We start from the raw sequence: 19,768 nt of genomic DNA, 5'->3' as shown, positions 1-19,768 counted from the left end.
AGCATGCGGTGAGGGAGAGGGATCGCCGACCCCGCCAGATGTCGCGAGAATTTGAGCAGAGTTTGGCATGGCCTGCTTCGTGTTCTCGCTTTCCGTCCTTCTGCCAGGCCTCGAGGTCGTGGCGAACTGAGCTGATCCGCCCCGCCGGATCGGGTCCAACAACAAGAACGTGGGGGGAGAAGTCACGATGTGGAATCAAATCTACGACCCGTTGGGCAGCCCGGCGCTGTCGACGCTGGCCGCCGCCGTACCAGTGGTGACGCTGCTCGTGCTGATCGCCAGCGGCAAGGTGAAGGCGCATATCGCGGCGATCATCGCGGTCGTGCTGACCAACCTGATCACGATCTTCGTCTTCACCATGCCGGCCAACATGTCGCTGCGCGCCACCATGCTCGGCGTCATCACCGGCTTCTTCCCGATCGGCTGGATCGTCCTCAACGTCATCTTCCTCTATCAGGTCACGGTCTCGACCGGACGCTTCGAGCTCCTGAAGCGGGCGATCGGCGGCGTGACCGAGGACCGCCGGCTGCAGCTGCTGCTGGTCGCGTTCTCCTTCGGCGCCTTCTTCGAGGGCGCATCCGGCTTCGGCACGCCGGTCGCGATCACCGGCGCCGTGCTGATCGGCCTGGGCTTCTCGCCGCTGGCGGCCTCCGGCCTGTCGCTCATCGCCAACACCGCCCCGGTCGCCTATGGCGCGCTGGGCACGCCGATCCAGGGCCTCGCCTCGGTCACCGGGCTCGACCCCTATATCCTCGGCGCGATGGTCGGCCGGCAGCTGCCGGTGTTCTCGCTGATCGTGCCGTTCTGGGTGATCTGGGCGTTCGCGGGCTGGAAGGGCATGAAGGACGTGTGGCCGGCGATCCTGGTCACGGCCGTCTCCTTCGCTGTGCCGCAATTCCTGATCTCGAACTACATCAATCCGTGGATCGTCGACATCGGCGCCTCGCTGATCTCGATGGGCGCGTTGATCCTGTTCCTGAAGGTCTGGCAACCCCGCCAGCTGTGGCTGTCGCCGGCGCTGCGCGGCCGTGACGAATCCGCGTCCACCATGGCCGCGCAGAAGCCGCTGGACCGCACGCCGCTGACGCAAAGCGAGCTGTGGGGCGCGCTGCTGCCGTGGATCATCGTCTGCATCATCATGCTGATCTGGGGTAACGGCGCCTTCAAGACCTGGGCGAACGGCATCTTCTCCTGGAACTATCCGGTGCCCGAGCTCGACAAGTTGATCAACAAGGTTCCGCCGGTGGCCGCGAAGCCGACGCCCGAGGGCGCGGTGTTCTCGTTCACCTATCTGACCTTCACCGGCACCGGCATGCTGATTGCCGCAATCATCTCCGGCTTCCTGATGGGCGTCGGGCCGGGCAAGCTGATCGCCGAATATGGCCGTACCATCCGGCTCTGCGCGATCTCGCTGATCACGATCTCGGCGATGCTCGCCATCGGCACGCTGACCCGGCTGTCCGGCGTCGACGCGACGCTCGGTCTCGCCTTCGCCGCGACCGGGGTGCTCTATCCGTTCTTCGGCACCTTGCTCGGTTGGCTGGGCGTGGCGCTGACGGGATCGGACACCGCCTCGAACGTGCTGTTCGGCAACCTGCAGAAGATCACCTCGGAGCAGCTCGGCCTGTCGCCGGTGCTGATGGCGGCGGCCAACTCCTCCGGCGGCGTGATGGGCAAGATGATCGATGCGCAATCGATCGTGGTCGCCTCGACCGCGACCAATTGGTACGGCCACGAGAGCTCGATCCTGCGCTACGTCTTCCTGCACTCGATCGTGCTGGCCTGTCTGGTCGGCCTGTTCGTGACCCTGCAGGCCTACGTCTATCCGTTCACGGCGATGGTGCTGAAGTAGCAACACCGCCAGAGACAAAGCCCCGCGACGCCGCGGCGTCGCGGGGTTTGCTATGTTTGGAACACATTTGTGCGGGAGCCGTGCTGGCGGTGGTCACGGCCATCGCTCCCGAGGCGAGCCCCACGTGACTGGTCTGAAGAGGAACGATGCAAGTGTTGAAGCGTGGCTGCGCCGTGGCGATGGTGGCGTTGTCGATGTCGGGCCTGGCGCTCGCCGCCGCGTCGGCGGAGGAATTTCCGTTCGGCATGGAAATGACGCTCGACGCGTTGCCAATGCCCGGATCGAAACGGGTGCCGGATCTCGACATCGGCGACAATGGTGACACCGTGCTGGAGCTCTGGTGCAAGGGCGGCAAGGGGCAGTTCTCGGTCGCCGGCAACACCATCGTTTTCATCGCCGGCAAGATCGAGGACCGCAACTGCCCGGCGGCGCGCGCCCAGGCGGATGACGAGCTGATCGCAGCACTGAGCGCGGTGACCAACTGGAAGCGTCAGGGCGACCTGATCATCTTCGTCGGACCGAAGACGCTGCGGTTCCGGCTGAACACCAACTGAGACGGGATGGGCGCTTCCATAATCGCAGCTACATCGATCGAGGTGTAGGCGCCGCTGCGACCCTGCCCCTCCAGGGCAGGGCAATCGCATGCGGAAATTCCGGGCTGTCGCTACGAACGATCGTGCAAGTTAGTTACTCCGTCATGCCCGGGCTTGTCCCGGGCATCCACGTCGTTCTCAGCATGCCGGCCGACGTGGATGGCCGGGACAAGCCCGGCCATGACGACGTGGAGAGAGACGAGCACAAACGGCGATCGCCACATGCGATTGCCCTGCGCTCCAGGGGAGGGTGAGACCGAGATCGCGGCGGCTGCGGTGATAGCTCGCCTTACTTCCAAACCGAGTTGTCCGCGTCCCAGCGCTTGGCCTTGAAGACCTTCGCCAGTTCGTCGATGGCGCCGCCATCGTCGCGGGTGTCGCCTTCCTCATCGCCGGAGGATTCGTCGGACAGGATCAGCTTGGCGCTCGAGGCCTCGTCGACGGTTGTCGTGGTCGGGCTGCTGATCCAGAGCATCAGCGCATCCGCGACGCCCGGCTTGTCGGCCGAGACGAGGCTGGTGACCTCGATGACATCCGTGAGCTCGAGGCTGGGCATCAGCTGGCTCGGACGTTTCAGGGTCAGCTTCAGCTTGCCGGTGACCGGGTTCCAGACGGCACTCGTGGGCTTGGCGTTGTAGGTCCTGGCCAGCACGTCGGAGATGGCGCCGGCCAGCTTGTCCCTGTTGATCTTGTCGCCGTCGCGCCAGTCGGCCGCAGCAAAGCGGATGGTGCGGTCCATTTCGACGGTGCCTGCGGTCCAGCCCGCCGTCACGACGCCGTTCGTGGCCCGCGCCTTGGCGATCAGCGCGCCGGCGCGGTCCGGGTCGACGGTCATGCTGATGGTCTGCTCGCCCGCGCGCAAGGCATCGCAACTCACGATGAGGCTCGGCAGCGAAACCTCGACGTTCTCGCCCTTCAGGCTCTTCAGGAAGTCGGTCACCGCGTCGAGCTTGAGGCGAACGGACACCGCCTCGGGCGAGACGTCGGTGAAGTCCTTCGGCTGGGCGTTGATGCCGTCGTCGCTCGACTGGCTCTCCTGGAACTCCTTCTCGCTGACATCGGAGTTGTCGGTCGACGCCACCTCGGTGACGGTCTTGCCGATCGTGATCTGGCCGCGGAACTCGAACGTGTCGCCGGTCGGCTTGCGGTTCAGCTTCACCGTGACCGGCTCCTTGGCACCGTTGCTCTGGGTCGCGCCGGTGAGGGTCTGGCCATTGACGGTGAGGCTCACGACGAAGCGGTCCTTGCGGTCCGAATTCTTGGCCACGGGATAGCAGACGTCGAGCGTCGCGGCCGTGACGGTCTTGCCCTGGCGCGTCTCCTTCAGGATGACGTCGGCATTGCCGTCCATCAGCCCGTCGATCGCGGTAAAATAGCGAGTCTCGTTGGCGGGGGCCTTGGTCCCGCTCTTGCTCTGGGCCCAACCGAGTTCCGGCGCGGCCGCTGCAATCACGGCCAGCGCAAGCAAAATCGCGCGCATCTGAAAATCCTTGTGGGACGGAATCGGCCTTAAGCTGTAGCGCCGATTTGCAATCGCTGCACCCCCACCCGCACACTCTGCAAAAAAGAAGGCCGCCCGGAGGCGGCCTTCCTGAAGTCTTGGTGATGAACCCAGGGCTCAGAAGCCCATGCCGCCCATGCCACCCATGCCGCCGCCGGCCGGCATCGCCGGAGCCGCGTCCTTCGGCAGCTCGGCGACCATCGCCTCGGTCGTCACCAGGAGGCCGGCGACCGACGAGGCGTCCTGCAGCGCGGTGCGGACCACCTTGGCCGGGTCGATGATGCCCTTGGCGACCATGTCGACATAGTCCTCGGTCTGGGCGTCGAAGCCGAAGGTCTCGGACTTCTCGTCCAGGATCTTGCCGACCACGATCGAGCCCTCGACGCCGGCGTTCTCGGAGATCTGGCGGATCGGAGCCTCGAGCGCCTTCAGCACGATGTTGATGCCGGCCTGGACGTCCGAATTGGCGTTGGTGATGCGGCCGACCGCCTTCTTGGCGCGCAGCAGCGCGACGCCGCCGCCGGGGACGATGCCTTCCTGCACCGCGGCGCGGGTCGCGTTGAGGGCGTCCTCGACGCGGTCCTTCTTCTCCTTGACCTCGATCTCGGTCGCACCGCCGACGCGGATCACCGCGACGCCGCCGGCGAGCTTGGCCAGACGCTCCTGCAGCTTCTCACGGTCGTAGTCCGAGGTGGTCTCCTCGATCTGCGCCTTGATCTGGCCGACGCGCGCCTCGATGTCGGCCTTCTTGCCGGCGCCGTTGACGATCGTGGTGTTCTCCTTGTCGATCACGACCTTCTTGGCGCGGCCGAGCATCTTGATCGTGACGTTCTCGAGCTTCATGCCGAGATCTTCCGAGATCAGCTGACCGCCGGTCAGGATCGCGATGTCCTCGAGCATGGCCTTGCGGCGGTCACCGAAGCCCGGCGCCTTGACGGCGGCGACCTTGAGGCCGCCGCGCAGGCGGTTGACGACCAGGGTGGCCAGCGCCTCGCCCTCGACGTCCTCGGCGATGATCAGCAGCGGACGGCCCGACTGCACAACGGCTTCGAGCACCGGCAGCATGGCCTGCAGGCCCGACAGCTTCTTCTCGTGCAAGAGCACGTAGACGTCGTCGAGCTCGGCGGTCATCTTCTCGGCGTTGGTGACGAAGTAGGGCGAGAGATAGCCGCGGTCGAACTTCATGCCTTCGACGATGTCGACCTCGGTATCGAGCGACTTGTTCTCCTCGACCGTGATCACGCCCTCGTTGCCGACCTTCTGCATCGCCTGGGCGATCATCTTGCCGATCGCGGCGTCGCCATTGGCGGAGATGGTGCCGACCTGGGCGACCTCGGAGGAGGCCGCGACCGGCTTGGCGCGCTTCTCGATGTCCTTGATGACGGCGGCCACCGCGATGTCGATGCCGCGCTTGAGGTCCATCGGGTTCATGCCGGCGGCAACCGCCTTGGCACCCTCGCGGACGATGGCCTGGGCCAGCACGGTCGCGGTGGTGGTGCCGTCACCGGCGGTGTCGTTGGTCTTGGAGGCGACCTCGCGCAGCATCTGCGCGCCCATGTTCTCGAACTTGTCCTCCAGCTCGATCTCCTTGGCGACGGTGACGCCGTCCTTGGTGATGCGCGGAGCGCCGAAGCTCTTCTCGATGACGACGTTGCGGCCCTTCGGGCCGAGCGTCACCTTGACGGCGTTGGCGAGAATGTCGACGCCGCGCAGCATGCGGTCGCGTGCGTCGCCGGCAAATTTGACGTCCTTGGCTGCCATTTGAAATCTCTCCTCGAGTGGACCTCGACGGCCAGGGGCGTGATCGCCCGACTGTTGCCTGAACGAGGTTGCAAAGCGCTAGTGGCCCGGGGCGGCGGCGAGGCCCCCCAGGCGGTTCGGATCAGGCGACCACGCCCATGATGTCGGACTCCTTCATGATCAGGAGCTCCTCGCCGTCCAGCTTGACCTCGGTACCGGACCACTTGCCGAACAGCACGCGATCGCCGACCTTGACGTCGATCGGGATCAGCTTGCCGCTCTCGTCGCGGCCGCCCGGGCCGACGGCGACGACTTCGCCCTGCGAGGGCTTTTCCTTGGCGGAATCGGGAATGATGATGCCGCCCTTGGTCTTCTCTTCGGCGTCGATGCGCTTAACCACGACGCGATCATGCAGGGGACGAAACTTCGATTTGGCCATGACGGATCCCTTTGCGGGTGCTTTGGTAGGTTGCTGTCGGAGGAAATCTGAATGCGGCCACAATTGGCGCCCAACTGGGCCACCAACCGGGCGCGCAGCTTTAGCAATCGTGCCCTCCGAGTGCTAAAGACCGCTCGGGGAAATATGGCTTGCCGCTGTTCCTGTCAAGCAAAGGCCGGCGGTTAAGCCCTTCTTGAGGCTGTTAGGGGATGTTGAACCGGGCCAGACATGTTAGTGGAGCGGCGTCGTCATCCGACGTCGTTGCTCTGACGCGCGTTTTGCGCTTGGTTGCCGGACGGGGCAGCCATGATCTTGTTCCTAAGGGGATGCCATGACGAGTTCACGGTGCGCGCGGCCGATTGCCACTCTCGGTATCGCGTCGGCGCTCACGATCTTCCTGGCGGGGTGCGGCGGTGGCTTCAATCTGTCGCCGAGCCGCCCGATGGAGACCGAGGCGCCGGTCGAGCCGGAGGTGCCGGCAACGATTCGGGCCGAGGATCTCGTGGGCAAATGGGGTCTCGCGGCCTACAACAATCCCAATGACCGCGCGCGCACCGAGAAGATGGCGCTGGCGCAGTGCAAGCAGCCCTATACGATCGGGGCCGGAACGTCCGGCGGCGTCGTGATGCATCTGGCCGACCAGGCCACTCCGCAGGAACTCCGGCTGAAGGGCTCGGCCAGCGGCAAGAACTACATCGGTCCGGCCGGACCGCCCGGCGGCGAGCAGGACCGCGAGGTGGTCTCCTTCGACGGCCGGGTGCTGATCACCCGCTTCATCGACAAGGACGCGGCTACCCGTTACCAGACGATGGTCTATGTCCGCTGCGGACCACGGGCCTGAGATCCAGGCAGGGATCCCGCAACGGTCGACAAACGAAAAACGCCGGCGGTTCCGCCGGCGTTTTTGTCGGGTGCCATCTCCTGCCGGATCGCTGCCCGGCGCAGGGAATGAGCTCAGTTGAACAACGCGTCGATGTCGTCCTGCGAGGCGTGGCCGACATCACCCTCCGCCTTCGGGCCGTTCAGCAGCCTGGCGTCTCCCTCGCGGGTGTCGACGATCGGCGGCACATGCGCCTTGATGGCGTCGACGCCACCCCAGATGTCCATCATCACCACGATGTGGTGCTCGATGAACTTCATCGTGGTCATGACCTTGTTGATGCGCTGGCCGGTCAGGTCCTGGAAGTTGCAGGCCTCGAAGATCGAGACCACGCGCTCTTGGATCTCTTCGCTCAGAATCCTCTGCTGATCGGCCGAGTCCACCTTGGCGAGCGCGCTCGCGGCCTGGTCGATCGCTTCGGCGGCTTCGAGGATCTGCTGGGTGGCCTGCTCCGTGCCGCCGACGACCGCGCCGAGCTCACCGTTGACCTTGGCCATCTCCTCGCCGTTGAAGCTCTTGGCGTGGAGCGTCGCGATCTCGCCCTTGGTGCGGTTGATCGCGTCATGGATCAGGTCGAGCTCGACCTTGAGCTTCTCGCACTGCTCGATCTGCGCGCGATAGGTCTCGAGCAGAGCGCGCGCCTCGGCGACCTCGCGTGCGGCAGACTCTTCGATGGCGGCGTTCGCCGTGCCGTTCCCACCGCCGCGCATGGCGTTGGCCATCTGCGCGCGGATTGCACGCAGCTCGTCCATGATTTCCTTGTGGTTGGGGCCGATCTCACCACCCACGAAGTCGGGCTCCGGCATATGGCCGACGATTGCTTCTTCGATACGGAAACGCTTGCGAACAGCCATGACAATATCCCTGACCTCTTGCTCGGATCAGTTCTACGCGGAGCCTATTTAACATCACGTTCACGCCAGGAACCGGGGCACGCGCAACGCTCGCGCACACCGTGCATCAGCTATTAACCATGCACGTCCGGCCTTCACGCAAAATAAACGCTAGCGATCGAAACCGCCGCCGCCTGCAGCGATGGTGAATCCCGGCGGGCTCTGCGTTTACCAAAGCGATCGGGTTTTGCTCTTTATTGACGATACGCGACGGCATTGCTGCCTCGCGCGACGAACAGTCTTCAGACGAAACAGTACAGAGTACGTCGATGTTCAGATCATTCCCCACAGCGCTGCTGGCCGGCGCATGCGTCCTTTATGCAGGTCTGGATCGGGCCGCGGCCCAGGGATTTCAGCAGCCGACCGTCATCTATAGCGGGCCGCCGCAACAGAGCGCGCCGGTGCGCACGGCCTATGTCGAGCGCTCCCGGATGGGCGGTGGCTTCATCGAATTCCTGTTCGGTGATCCGCAAGGCGGCCGCGGTGCGCCGCCGCAGCCGATGTATCAGCAGCAGCCGTCATATTACGGGGCGCAGCCGTCGATGCCCGGCGTCGCGCCTCAGCAGGGATCGCCGGACGAGGAGGCGTATGAGCAGACACAGCGTCCGCTCGATCCGAAATACGAGAAACAGATCGTTGACTATGACGGCAAAGAACGGCCGGGCACGATCGTGATCGATACGCCCAACAAGTTCCTCTATCTGGTGCAGGGCCAGGGCACCGCGATGCGCTACGGCATCGGCGTCGGTCGTCCCGGCTTCACCTGGTCGGGCGTGAAGACGATCTCCGCCAAGCGCGAATGGCCGGACTGGACGCCGCCGCCGGAGATGCTGGCGCGCCGGCCGGATTTGCCCCGCCACATGGAGGGAGGCCCGCAGAACCCGCTCGGCGCCCGCGCGATGTATCTGGGCTCGTCGCTGTATCGCATCCACGGCTCCAACGAGCCCTGGACGATCGGGACCAACGTCTCCTCGGGCTGCATCCGGATGCGCAACGAGGACGTGATCGACCTCTATGGGCGGGTGAATGTCGGGACCAGGGTCATCGTGCTCTGACGCGCACGGCGTCCGGACACTGATCATGATGCAACAAGGCCGCCCCACGGGGCGGCCTTCTCGATCCGTTGCGGTGTGTGCGAGGGCGAGGCGTCAGGCGTAGTCGCTGCCGCCGTCGTCATCGTTGCCGTAGCCGTCATCGGCGTCGAAATCGGCCGCGTCGGCGTCATTGCCGCCGTCATCGTAGCTCGCCTGATCGAACAGGCCGGCGCGGCCGCCGCCGTCGCCGGAGCGGCCGATGTCGTCGAGGCCGGCATCCCGCGCCAGCGACCCGCTGGACTGGTCGCTCCACGGGCTGCCGCCGCCGCCGGCGAGCGAGGTGTCGCCGAAGGCCTGGTGCTGGCCGCCGCCCATCATCGAGCGGATGCCGCCGAGCAGCAGCGACCCGCCGACCATGCCGGCCGCGGCAGCCGCCGCAGTCCCGAGAAACGAGCCGCCCCCGCCGCCGAACATGCCGCCGCGGGGCTGGCCCGAGCCGCCCTGGTCGTAAGGACCGGGCTGCGGGGGATATCCCGGCTGTCCCTGCGGAAGCGCCTGGCCGCTGTTCCAGACCGGCCGGCCGGAGGAGGGCGGCGGCACGTTGGGAACCGATCCGCGACCACCGCCGGAGCCGAAGATGCTGTCACGCATCGTATCGAGGAAGCTGCCCGACTGGCCCTGCTGCGGCTCCTGGGCGTGCTGGAGCTCCTCGATGCGGGCGTTGGCGCGCTTCAGCGCTTCGTCCTGCACCAGCACGGTCTGCACCAGCGCATAGACGGCGTTGGGGGCCTGCTGCAGCCCCTGGGAAATGGCGGCCGCAGCCTGGGCATCACGCGGCGCACTCTCCAACCTGGCGAGCCGGTCGAACAGATCGTCGATGAGTTGGCGTTCTTGCGGTGTCATGTGGTTCTCCTGCCGCTTGCCTTGTTCCAGCGAAGCGCGGCCAAGATCTAGGGGGACTTTGCGGTCCGGCCAGTCGGGCCGCGGATTAAATTTCGGTATGCGACAAAGCGCCGTTGGACTTGCGAGGCGCTTTCGCAGTGAAAACGTCGCCAGATGGCATTTGTTCGTCGCCGGCGAGCCGGATCCGTTCAGGCGAGCGTCACGCCGCGGCGCGAGAGCAAAGCGGGGAAATGTTCGCCGGCGAGATAGGCGTGCTCCTGCTCGCGCTGTTTGGTGAGCGGATCGAGCGCGATCAGCACGTCATCGACGAAGCCGGGATGGCACATCACCAGGCCATGCTCGGGCAGCGCGTCGAGGAAGCCATCCATCAACGCCCCGAAATCGGAGGCCTTGGTGAAGTCGTAGGCGCCGGCAAAAGCGGGGTTGAATGCAATGTCGGCCCGCTTTGCATGCTTGCGGAATTGCGCGCTCAGCGCGTCGAGCAGCAGCGCCTTCGGCGCCGCCAGCCGCCGGGTCAGCGGCGCATGGCGGCCGCCCTGGCGCACCCAGGCCGCCGGCGCGGCGTCCTTGACGGCGGCGAGAAAGCCCTCGCGCACCTGCGGATAGAGCTGGGCATGCTGGTGGCCGTCGACGAAATCCGGCGCGCGGCCGAACAACTCGCCGAACGCCGTCAGCTGCACCATGACCTCGGCGCGGATCAGCTCGGGATCGAGCCGGCGGGTCAATCCAGCGCGGAGCAGCTTTGGAAACGGCAGGAACATGCCGCCTTCCGACGGCCGGAAATGCATCGTCAGCGGCCGGAACGGCGCGGTGAGCGTGACGTGCAGGCCGATGGCGCAGCGCGGGCTGTCGGCGGCGACGCTGACCAGCTCCTTCACCTCGTCGCGCCCGATCGCCGCACCCACCGTCATCACCGAGGTCGCGTTCAGCCGTCCGCGCGCGATCAGGTCGCGGATGGCGCGGTTGACGCCGGGGCTGATGCCGTAATCGTCGGCGCACAGCCAGATGCGCCGGTGCGGCGCCTCGCTCATTCGGCGGCAGTCCTTTCGCCGCCGTCGCTGCGCGCCTCGAGCGTGGCGCGCTTCTCGCTGTGCTCGGCGACGAAGTAGATCGGCCGCGCCTTCAGCTCAGACAGGATCTTGCCGATATACTCGCCCATGATGCCGATCATGATCAGCTGCACGCCGCCGATCGTCATCAGGCCGACCATCAGCGAGGGATAGCCGGGCACCGATTTGCCACTGACGAAGGTCTCCCACAGGATGGAGAGCCCGAACAGGAAGGCCGCCGAGGCCAGCAGGATTCCGAGCAGGCTGGCAAAGCGCAGCGGCGCCACGGAGAACGAGGTCAGGCCTTCGATCGACAGGCCGAGCAGGCTGGTCAGATTGAAGGTGGTGACGCCATGCGCGCGCGCCGCGGGTTCGTAGTCGACGCGGATCTGGCGGAAGCCGATCCAGCTCGCCAGGCCCTTGAAGAAGCGGTTGCGCTCCGGCAGCTGGCGCAGCGCCGCGACCGCCCGCGGCGACAGCAGGCGGAAGTCGCCGGCATCCTCGGGAATCTTCTGGCGCGCTCCCCAGTTGATGAGGGAATAGAAGCCGTGCACCGCCACGCGCCGCAGGAACGGCTCGTTGTCGCGGTGCGCCTTGGCCGTATAGACGACGTCGTAGCCGTCCTTGATCCAGTGTGCGACGAGCTGCTCGACCAGCGCCGGCGGATGCTGGCCGTCGCCATCCATGAACAGCACGGCGCCGCGGCGGGCATGATCGAGGCCGGCCATCAGCGCCGCCTCCTTGCCAAAATTGCGCGACAGCGACACCACCTGCACGTCGAGCGCATCGGCCTGCAAGGTGCGGGCGATCGCCAGCGTGTTGTCGCGGCTGCCGTCGTCGACATAGACGAGCTCGCAGGCGAGACCGAAGCGCTGGCGCAATATGCGGGCAAGGCCGTTCAGCCGCTCATGCAGCGCCGTCAGCCCCGCGCCCTCGTTGTAGACGGGGATAACGATCGACAGTCCCTGCGACGCGGCGTCGGCCGCAGTCGTGGTCAGATCCGATACGTCAGTACCCAGCATCGCTTTGGAGTCCTCGTTCGCCGACCAACATATGGTAGCCGCGCTCACCTGTCGCTACGATGAACGGCGATTTATGATCGCAGGAAGGCCTCGAGGCGGGCAAACAGCGGATTCTCGCGGTCGAGCACGTAGTCGAGCGACGCCACCGACACGGTCTCGGCGCCGTGCGCGCGCAGGAAACTGCCCAGCGCGTAGATCTGCGCCGGCGGGCAGTGCAGGGTCAGCATGCCCGACGAGGTCGGGCCGCCGAACGGCGCCACCACGCCGAAGCGATTGTGCGCCTCGGTCAGCATTGCTGCGTCGCACCCTTTGAAGCGGGTGCGGACCTCGCGGTATTTGCTGGCGCGGGCGCGGGCATGGATGTGGTCGAGAATGATCCGGGCGCTCTCGCGCGGACCCTCCGACCAGTCGGCGTCGCGCGAGGCGACGAGATTGGCCTGGCTGCGCAGGATGACGCCGTCGTCCAACACCTTCAGTCCGTTGGCGGCGAGCGTCGAGCCGGTGCTGGTGATGTCGACGATGAGCTCGGCGGTGCCGACGGCGGGCGCGCCCTCGGTGGCGCCGGCGCTCTCGACGATGCGGTAGTCGACGATGCCATGGCTTGCGAAGAAGCTGCGCGTCAGGTTGATGTATTTGGTCGCAACCCGCATGCGGCGATTGTGCTGGGCGCGGAAGCCGGTGGTGACGTCGTCGAGATCGGCCATGGTGCGGACGTCGATCCAGGCCTGCGGCACGGCGACGACGACATTGGCGCCGCCGAAGCCGAGCGTGTCGATCAGCAGCACGCGCTTGTCGGCGTCCGTGATGCTCTCGCGCACGAGGTCCTCACCGGTGACGCCGAGATGCACGGTGCCGCGCGCCAGTTGCGAGGCAATCTCACTCGCCGACAGATAGGCGATCTCGACATTGTCGAGGCCTGAGATGGTGCCGCGATAGTCGCGGGCGCCGCCCGGCTTGGACAGGTTCAGCCCGGCGCGGCCGAAGAAGGCTTCCGCGTTCTCCTGCAGGCGGCCCTTCGAGGGAACGGCGAGGACGAGGGGGCCGCTCATGATGCTCTCCCGCGCGCGGCATGGCCCGCGGCGCTGATCTGGGCCAGCCGCTCGATCCAGATCGAGAAGCCGACGGCCGGAATGAACGAGGCGGCGCCGAGCTGGTTGAGCAGGCCGTCATAGCGGCCGCCGGCGACCAGAGGCTCGTCGCCATTGCCGGGATGATGCAGCTCGAACTCGAAGCCGGTGTAGTAGTCGAGGCCGCGGCCGAATGCCGTGGCGAAGCGCACCTTGCCGACGTCGATGCCGCGCTGGGCCATGAAGCCGGTGCGCGCCTCCAGCGCATCGATCGCCGCCGAAATGTCGAGCTTGGCGTCGGAGGCGAGCGCGCGAAGCTGCTTCACGGCCTCGGTGGGGCTGCCGCTGATGACGAGGAAACGCTTGATCAGGTCAAGCGCATGGCGCGGCAGGGCGCCGCTCTTCAGGGTGGATTGCTCGAGGAATCGATCGGCGATCTCGGCCACCGTGCGGCCGCCGACGGCGGTGGCGCCGGCGATCGACATCAGGTCGGTGACGAGTGCGAGCGCCGCCTTGCGGTCGGAGCCGGCGAGCGCCGCGAGCACGCCTTCGTACTCGTTGCGCGGCGCCACCTCGGCGAGCGCCAGCCGCTCCAGATCCTGGGCCAGCGTGCGCTTGCGGTTGAAGTCCTTGACCAGCCGGCGCCGCCATACCGGATAGAGGTCGAGCGCGTCGATCAGGGCGGTGAACAGAGCGACGTCGCCGGTGCGGATGTCGACCTCGGCGAGGCCGGCCGCTGCGGTGGCTTCGATGGCCAACGCCAGCATCTCGGCGTCGGCCGCAGGATGATCCTTGCGGCCGAACGATTCGATGCCGGCCTGCAGGAATTCGCTCGGGCGACCTCCACGGTAACGAAACACCGGGCCGAGATAGCTGAATCCGGCCGGCTGGCCGGCGCGGGCGGACGCGAGATAGTCGCGGGCGACGGGAATGGTGAGGTCGGGCCGCAGGCAGAGCTCCTCGCCGCCGGCATCCGTCGTCAGATACAGGCTCTTGCGGATGTCCTCGCCGGAAAGGTCCAGGAAAGGCTCGGCCGGCTGCAGGATCGCCGGCTCGGCGCGGGTATAGCCGGCCTCCGCGAAGGATTGCAGCAGCGTGTCCGCCCACGCGGCGGGTCCGGTCGGAGCGGGTCCGGTCATGTCGGTCTTGGTTCCAATCAGGGATGCGTGCCGCCTGTGTGCGGCGGCAGCCCCTTAGCATGCTCACCCGACGGTTTCGACACTGAATGGGAGCGTCGGGCGATACAATCGAGGGCGGGCTTAACGGCTCCGCCAATCCCCCAGGGTCGCCTGGACCAGGGCCAGCGCCGCGACGCCGGCCGTGTCGGCCCGCAGGATGCGCGGCCCGAGCGCCAGCCGGACCACGCGCGGCTGCCGCAGCAGCAGCTCGCGCTCGTCGGCAGCAAAGCCTCCCTCGGGACCGATCAGCAGATCGATGCCAACGTGCTCGCCGGCCTGCTGCAGGGCCTGCAGCGGGTCGGCGACCTCGGCAGCCTCGTCGCAGAACACGAGCAGGCGCGAGGCCGGGCGCTCGCGCAGGAAGTGCTCCAGCGGCGCCGGGTCCTTCACCTCGGCGAGGCTGAGAATGCCGCATTGCTCGGCCGCCTCGATCACGTTGGCGCGCATGCGCTCGGCGTTGAGCCGCGACACCTGGGTGTGCCGCGTGAGCACCGGTACGAGCCGGGCGGCGCCCATCTCGACGGCCTTCTGTGCGATGTAATCGAGCCGCGCGTGCTTGAGCGGTGCGAAGACGTAGGAGACGTCCGGGAGCTGATCCTGCGGCCGGGTCCGCTGCAGGATCGTCAGGATGTCCGGCCGCTTGCGGCCCTGGATCGCCGCCTGCCACTCGCCGTCGCGGCCGTTGAAGACCAGCACGTGATCGCCGGCGCCGAGCCGCAGCACGTTGCCGAGATAGTTGCTTTGATTGCGCTCCAGCGCGACGGCGCCACCCTCCTGCAGGGGGGCATCGACGAACAGGCGCGGGGCGGTGAAGTCGTACTGGGGCATGGCACGGGCGTGACGAGAGGACGGAGACGGCTTACCGGACCGGGCGCCGGCCGCATAGCCGGCACCCGGTTCGCAGGGGGCACCGGCGATGGCCCGTTTTCGCCGTGCTGTCGACAGATTTTACCGTTTGGATGCCCGCAGGACTGGTGATCGTTCGACCCGCGCAGGTTCGGGACGATGCCGAGAGCCGTGGCTCCGCCCCCCGCCGCGGGTCTGAGCCCGGCGAGGAGAGACAGCCGTGATCAGCAGACATTCCACCTGGGTTCTCTGGATTCTCGCCGCGGCCATCATGTTATCCGGCGCGCCGTCCCGGGCCGACGACAAGAGCGTTGCGGCTCCGCAGCCGACCACCCCGGCGGCTCCCGGCGGGGCCACGGCGGGCGGGTTTCGCCCTCCGGAGGGCTGCCTGAAGGAGTTCACGCCGCTGCGCGACGAGGCCGCTCGCCGGGCCAAGCTGCTCAAGGCGGCGACCGAGCGCCGCATCGCGCCGGGCGAGGCCTGCCGGCTGGTGCATGATTACGAGCTCGCCCAGACCAAGATGATCGCTTTTGCGGTCGCCCATGCCTCGATGTGCGGAATCCCCGCCAAGATCACCGATCAGCTGAAGGCGAATCACGAGAGCACCCTGACCGTGATGCGCAAGGTCTGTACGGTCACCTGGAACTTCGCGCCCGATGCCGGCGCCGGGTCTCCGTCGACCGGGGGATCAGCGGGGCCGTCCTGAGCGCGGGCGCGGGCGTTTTTCGGCCACCGCAATCGATCGAGGTGTTGAATGAAGGATGTCCCGGCCTGAAGCTGGGACGGCAAACCCGGAGCTGGGCGGCTCACCGTTACGGAACCTCTGGCTGCGGCCCTCCGTCGCGGAGGCGGTCAACTCCGCGGTTGTGCTGGGCGGGCGAGAATCGTAAAAGCCCCGGATCGGATCGCGCTTTCATCCGGAAGTGTTGAGGATTCTTGGTCTTGCCGGAGAACCAGCCTTGATCGTCCGCCATCCCCTCGTGCCGTTCGTCGCCGCCGCTGTCCTGCTCTCAGCCGGGACCGCCTCGGCGCAGAGCTCGTTTCCCGCGCCGTTGCCGGGACAGTCGCCGGCCCAGAGCAGCGCTTCACCGTTTCCGCCCATCAACGGCAACGCGGCCGCTCCGGCGGCCGCGCCCGCTGGCGCCTTCCCCAGCGCCGGTCCCGCTGCCTTCGGTGGCGGCGGAGGCGGTTTCGCACCGCCGCAGCAGCAGGCCGGTCCGTCGGACAGCTGCATGAAGGATTTCGTGCCGCTGCGTGAGGAGGCCGAACGCCGCGGCAAGCTGATCCAGGAGGCGAGCAAGCGCAAGGCCACGCCGGTCGAGGCCTGCAAGCTGTTCCGGAGCTTCAGCCAGGCCGAGGTCAAGATGATCAAATACGTCGAGGCCAATTCGGCGCGATGCGGCATCCCCGGCCAGATCGCCGATCAGCTGAAGACCAACCACAAGGGCACCGAAGGCATTCAGCAGAAGGTCTGCACCGTCGCGGAGCAGATGCAGAAGGGCGGCGGCCCGGCCCCCGCGCCCGGCCTCAGCGACGTCCTCGGCTCGTCGGCCGCACTGCCCGAAGCGAACACGAGCAAGAAGGGCGGCTCGGCCTTCGATACGCTGACCGGCAACGTTCTCACCCGATGAGCGACACCGCCGTCCGCGTAGCTGACGCGACCGGCAACTGGGTCGATACGCTGGCGCCGGCCTGGAGCCGGCCCTATCTGCGGCTGGCCCGCTTCGACCGTCCGATCGGATCCTGGTTGCTGCTGATGCCGTGCTGGTGGTCGGCCGCGCTGGCCGCTGGAATCTCGGGCAGCCTGGCGATGTTGCCGGCGTGGATCGGGCTGTATTTCGTCGGCGCTTTCGTGATGCGCGGCGCCGGCTGCACCTGGAACGACATCACCGACCGCGATCTCGACGCCAAGGTGGAGCGTACGCGCTCCCGCCCGATTCCGGCCGGTCAGGTCGGCGTCAAGCAGGCGCTCGCCTTCCTGGTGGCCCAGGCCCTGATCGGCCTTGCCGTGTTGCTGCAGTTCAACCGGTTTGCGATTCTGACCGGCATCGCCTCGCTTTTGATCGTCGCGATCTATCCCTTCATGAAGCGCGTCACCTGGTGGCCGCAGGTGGTTCTCGGACTGGCCTTCTCCTGGGGCGCGCTGATGGGCTTCGCCGTCGCCTTCGGCCGGCTCGATGCCACGGCGCTGCTGCTCTATGCGGGATCGATCTCGTGGGTGATCGCCTACGACACGATCTATGCGCATCAGGATGCCGAGGATGACGCGCTGATCGGCATCAAGTCGACGGCGCGACTGTTCGCCGAGCGCACGCATCTGGCGCTCGTGATCTTCTATTCGCTGGCCGTCGTGCTGATCGGAGCCGCGTTCGTCACGGCCGATGTCCATGTCGCGGCGTGGCTCGGCCTCGCCGGTTTCGCCGCACATCTCGGCTGGCAGATCCAACGGCTCGACACCGCTGATCCCGCACTGTGCCTGCGCCTGTTCAAATCGAACCGCGATGCCGGACTGCTGCTGTTTGCCGGCCTGCTGGTCGATGCCGTGCTGCGCGCGACCTGATCAGTCCCGCGCGATGATCTCGCGCTCGCCACGATGGATCGACACCGGATTGAGCGGGGCTCCGACGCGGCGACGCATCAGGAAACGCGGGCGGCGCGAACGGATGGCGTTGCGGCGCCGACGCCGGGGCGCGGCGTCCCGCTTCGGCTCCTGGAGTTGCGGGAGCGCGAAGGTCTCGCTCCACATCGCCCAGGCGGCAACGATCTCCTCGTCGTCCTCGCTGACGCAGAGCGGGATGCTCAGCGACGGATCCCGGTGAAGCAGGATCAGCATCAGCTGCGTGTCGTCGACCTCGCGCAGCGCGATGCCGAGGAAGTCGCTGACCCGCAGATTCAAGGCCATGCGCATGCCGCTGACGGCACGGCGCAGGACCACGCGCTCGCGGTGCAATTCGATCTGCCGGATCCCGCCATCGGCACGGGTGTCGTGCGCGCTGTACGAGACGGGCAGGGAAAGAGGGTCGAGCCGCAGGGCGCGGCCCGACCCAGCGGAATTGCTTCCGCCTGTTGCTGTTTGACGCCTCACGGCCTGGTCTCCCCGCCGGGATTATGTTCCCGGTCGATGCGTGAGACCTTGCCACGCGCCTCGCCCGTATCAGCTTAAGAAGCCTGGTTAATCAGACCTCACGCATGACCCTCTTACCGTCATGATTGACAAGCGCTTGCCCCGCATGATTGACGAGACCTTGCCGACTTGCCGACAATCCGATGTGATGTCTGCCGTGCTGCTTGAAGTCGGCGTGAACAGGCCACATTTCGTTTGGATTGAGCCGTCTTCGCCGCCCACCTGACATCGATCGGATTGTGTTCGTGACCTCTTCCCCTTCAGCCGCATCATCGACCTCCGCCCAATCAGATCTGCTCGATCAGTCTGCCCTGAGAACGCTTGCCGAGCGGCTCGTGGAGGCCGCGCGCAAGGCCGGCGCCGATGCCGCCGACGCGATCGCGGTGCGTGGCGTCTCGCAAGGCGTCGAGGTTCGGGACGGTCGCGTGGAGGAATCCGAACGTTCCGAAGGCGACGACGTCGGCCTGCGGGTGCTCGTCGGCAAGCGCCAGGCCGTGGTGTCGACCAACGATGTCAGCGGCGACGGCGTTGCGCGGCTCGCCGAACGGGCGGTGGCGATGGCGCGCGTGGCGCCCGACGACAAATTTGTCGGGCTCGCCGATCCCGCGCTGCTGGCGCGCGATATTCCCGAGCTCGATCTGCTCGACCCCAGAATTCCCTCGACCGCGGAATTGGAGCGGCGTGCGCAGGAGGCCGAGGCCGCGGCGGTCGCGGTCAAGGGCGTCACCAAGTCCGGCGGCGCGTCCGCCTCGGCCGGCATCGGCGGCATGGTGCTGGTCACGAGCGACGGTTTTCACGGCGCCTATCTGCGCTCGAGCCAGAGCATTTCGACGACGGCGATCTCGGGCGAAGGCACCGGGATGGAGCGCGACTACGACTACACGGCCGCGCCCCATGGCGCCGACCTGCTGGCGCCCGCGGCCGTCGGGCGCAGCGCCGGCGAGCGCGCGGTGGCACGCGCCAATCCGCGCAAGGTCGCCACCTGCCAGGTGCCCGTGGTCTTCGATCCCCGCGTCTCCGGCTCGCTGGTCGGCCATCTCGTCGGCGCCATCAACGGCGCGTCGATCGCGCGCAAGACCAGCTTCCTCAAGGACAAGCTCGGCGCGCAGCTGTTCGCCAAGGGCATCCGCATCATCGACGATCCGCTGCGCCGGCGCGGCCTGCGCTCGCAGCCGTTCGACGCCGAAGGCGTGAAGGTGAAGCAGACGGCGCTGGTCGATGACGGCGTGCTGACGACCTGGCTGTTGGATTCCGGCACCGCCCGCGAGCTCGGCCTGGTGACCACCGGCCATGCGCATCGCGGCGTGTCGTCGTCGCCGTCGCCGGGTCCGTTCAATCTGCATCTCGAGGCCGGAGTCGTGACCGCCAAGGAGCTCATCTCCGACATCAAGCAGGGCTTCTACGTCACAGACCTGATCGGCTCCGGCGTCAACGGCGTGACCGGCGACTACAGCCGCGGCGCCTCCGGCTTCTGGATCGAGAATGGCGAGATCGGCTATGCCGTGAGCGAGGTGACGATCGCAGGTCACCTGTTCGAGATCTTCAAGTCGATGACCCCGGCCAGCGATCTGGAATTCCGCTATGGCGTCAATGCGCCGACGGTGCGCATCGAAGGGTTGACGCTTGGCGGACGGTGAGGTCGAGACA

At 66.9% G+C, this 19,768-nt stretch carries 19 protein-coding genes; 8 read left to right on the top strand and 11 right to left on the bottom strand.

Annotation, left to right across the window (positions count from 1 at the left end; translation table 11 throughout):
- Positions 1 to 187 precede the first annotated feature (187 nt).
- Positions 188 to 1,852: an L-lactate permease gene (locus QXZ94_RS19710; RefSeq protein ID WP_315721809.1), complete on the top strand. Its 1,665-nt coding sequence runs from the start codon at positions 188 to 190 to the stop codon at positions 1,850 to 1,852.
- A 146-nt stretch (positions 1,853 to 1,998) separates the two neighbouring features.
- Complete coding sequence (locus tag QXZ94_RS19705; protein WP_315721808.1) at positions 1,999 to 2,406, top strand: META domain-containing protein; 408 nt, start codon at positions 1,999 to 2,001, stop codon at positions 2,404 to 2,406.
- Positions 2,407 to 2,734: 328 nt separating this feature from the next.
- On the opposite strand, the gene QXZ94_RS19700 is transcribed toward QXZ94_RS19705, so the two are convergent.
- From QXZ94_RS19700 to groES, 3 genes are all read right to left on the bottom strand, one after another.
- The gene (locus QXZ94_RS19700; protein WP_315721807.1) at positions 2,735 to 3,925 is read right to left on the bottom strand and encodes a hypothetical protein; all 1,191 of its coding nucleotides are present in this window, start codon (positions 3,923 to 3,925) and stop codon (positions 2,735 to 2,737) included.
- 138 nt (positions 3,926 to 4,063) lie between these two features.
- Entirely contained in the window at positions 4,064 to 5,707 is a 1,644-nt protein-coding gene (groL, locus tag QXZ94_RS19695; protein ID WP_315721806.1) for a chaperonin GroEL, read from the bottom strand.
- 121 nt (positions 5,708 to 5,828) lie between these two features.
- Positions 5,829 to 6,125, bottom strand: coding sequence for a co-chaperone GroES (groES, locus tag QXZ94_RS19690; protein ID WP_008961387.1), 297 nt, complete (start codon positions 6,123 to 6,125; stop codon positions 5,829 to 5,831).
- A 331-nt stretch (positions 6,126 to 6,456) separates the two neighbouring features.
- On the opposite strand from groES, the gene QXZ94_RS19685 reads away from it, so the two are divergent.
- A complete protein-coding gene (locus tag QXZ94_RS19685) occupies positions 6,457 to 6,966 on the top strand; it encodes a hypothetical protein (protein WP_172112485.1) in 510 nt (169 codons plus the stop codon).
- Between the two features lie 113 nt (positions 6,967 to 7,079).
- Here QXZ94_RS19685 and QXZ94_RS19680 read toward each other — a convergent pair whose 3' ends face one another.
- On the bottom strand, positions 7,080 to 7,859 hold the full coding sequence (locus tag QXZ94_RS19680; RefSeq protein WP_315721805.1) for a protein phosphatase CheZ: 780 nt from the start codon (positions 7,857 to 7,859) through the stop codon (positions 7,080 to 7,082).
- Positions 7,860 to 8,167: 308 nt separating this feature from the next.
- Here QXZ94_RS19680 and QXZ94_RS19675 point away from each other — a divergent pair, with 308 nt between their 5' ends.
- Positions 8,168 to 8,953 carry a L,D-transpeptidase gene (locus QXZ94_RS19675; protein ID WP_315721804.1) on the top strand — a complete coding sequence of 262 codons (786 nt, stop codon included), beginning with the start codon at positions 8,168 to 8,170 and terminating at the stop codon, positions 8,951 to 8,953.
- A gap of 93 nt (positions 8,954 to 9,046) precedes the next feature.
- Here QXZ94_RS19675 and QXZ94_RS19670 read toward each other — a convergent pair whose 3' ends face one another.
- From QXZ94_RS19670 to QXZ94_RS19645, 6 genes are all read right to left on the bottom strand, one after another.
- Positions 9,047 to 9,835, bottom strand: coding sequence for a DUF2076 domain-containing protein (locus tag QXZ94_RS19670; RefSeq protein ID WP_315721803.1), 789 nt, complete (start codon positions 9,833 to 9,835; stop codon positions 9,047 to 9,049).
- Positions 9,836 to 10,023: 188 nt separating this feature from the next.
- A complete protein-coding gene (locus QXZ94_RS19665; protein WP_315721802.1) occupies positions 10,024 to 10,866 on the bottom strand; it encodes a ChbG/HpnK family deacetylase in 843 nt (280 codons plus the stop codon).
- Positions 10,863 to 11,906, bottom strand: coding sequence for a glycosyltransferase family 2 protein (locus QXZ94_RS19660; protein ID WP_315721801.1), 1,044 nt, complete (start codon positions 11,904 to 11,906; stop codon positions 10,863 to 10,865). The genes QXZ94_RS19665 and QXZ94_RS19660 overlap by 4 nt, the downstream gene beginning before the upstream one ends.
- A 71-nt stretch (positions 11,907 to 11,977) precedes the next feature.
- On the bottom strand, positions 11,978 to 12,955 hold the full coding sequence (gene hisG, locus QXZ94_RS19655) for an ATP phosphoribosyltransferase (protein WP_315721800.1): 978 nt from the start codon (positions 12,953 to 12,955) through the stop codon (positions 11,978 to 11,980).
- Positions 12,952 to 14,112 (bottom strand): ATP phosphoribosyltransferase regulatory subunit, encoded by a 1,161-nt coding sequence (locus QXZ94_RS19650; RefSeq protein ID WP_315721799.1) that lies wholly within the window; start codon positions 14,110 to 14,112, stop codon positions 12,952 to 12,954. Before QXZ94_RS19650 ends, hisG begins: the two co-directional genes overlap by 4 nt.
- 120 nt (positions 14,113 to 14,232) lie before the next feature.
- The gene (locus tag QXZ94_RS19645) at positions 14,233 to 14,979 is read right to left on the bottom strand and encodes a 16S rRNA (uracil(1498)-N(3))-methyltransferase (RefSeq protein WP_315721798.1); all 747 of its coding nucleotides are present in this window, start codon (positions 14,977 to 14,979) and stop codon (positions 14,233 to 14,235) included.
- A 238-nt stretch (positions 14,980 to 15,217) separates the two neighbouring features.
- Between QXZ94_RS19645 and QXZ94_RS19640 the strand changes: the two genes are divergently transcribed.
- The 3 genes from QXZ94_RS19640 (at position 15,218) to ubiA (ending at position 17,557) form a co-directional block, all read left to right on the top strand.
- Positions 15,218 to 15,703, top strand: coding sequence for a hypothetical protein (locus QXZ94_RS19640; RefSeq protein ID WP_315721797.1), 486 nt, complete (start codon positions 15,218 to 15,220; stop codon positions 15,701 to 15,703).
- A gap of 253 nt (positions 15,704 to 15,956) precedes the next feature.
- Positions 15,957 to 16,628 carry a hypothetical protein gene (locus tag QXZ94_RS19635; protein ID WP_315721796.1) on the top strand — a complete coding sequence of 224 codons (672 nt, stop codon included), beginning with the start codon at positions 15,957 to 15,959 and terminating at the stop codon, positions 16,626 to 16,628.
- Positions 16,625 to 17,557: a 4-hydroxybenzoate octaprenyltransferase gene (gene ubiA / locus QXZ94_RS19630; protein ID WP_315721795.1), complete on the top strand. Its 933-nt coding sequence runs from the start codon at positions 16,625 to 16,627 to the stop codon at positions 17,555 to 17,557. Before QXZ94_RS19635 ends, ubiA begins: the two co-directional genes overlap by 4 nt.
- On the opposite strand, the gene QXZ94_RS19625 is transcribed toward ubiA, so the two are convergent.
- Entirely contained in the window at positions 17,558 to 18,082 is a 525-nt protein-coding gene (locus tag QXZ94_RS19625) for a DUF6101 family protein (protein WP_315721794.1), read from the bottom strand.
- A 284-nt stretch (positions 18,083 to 18,366) separates the two neighbouring features.
- Here QXZ94_RS19625 and QXZ94_RS19620 point away from each other — a divergent pair, with 284 nt between their 5' ends.
- Positions 18,367 to 19,758 carry a TldD/PmbA family protein gene (locus tag QXZ94_RS19620; RefSeq protein WP_315721793.1) on the top strand — a complete coding sequence of 464 codons (1,392 nt, stop codon included), beginning with the start codon at positions 18,367 to 18,369 and terminating at the stop codon, positions 19,756 to 19,758.
- Positions 19,759 to 19,768 lie beyond the last annotated feature (10 nt).

Source organism: Bradyrhizobium sp. SZCCHNS2022, assembly GCF_032377575.1.
Classification (GTDB): domain Bacteria; phylum Pseudomonadota; class Alphaproteobacteria; order Rhizobiales; family Xanthobacteraceae; genus Bradyrhizobium; species Bradyrhizobium aeschynomenes.
This window is presented reverse-complemented; position numbering and strand designations above follow the sequence as displayed.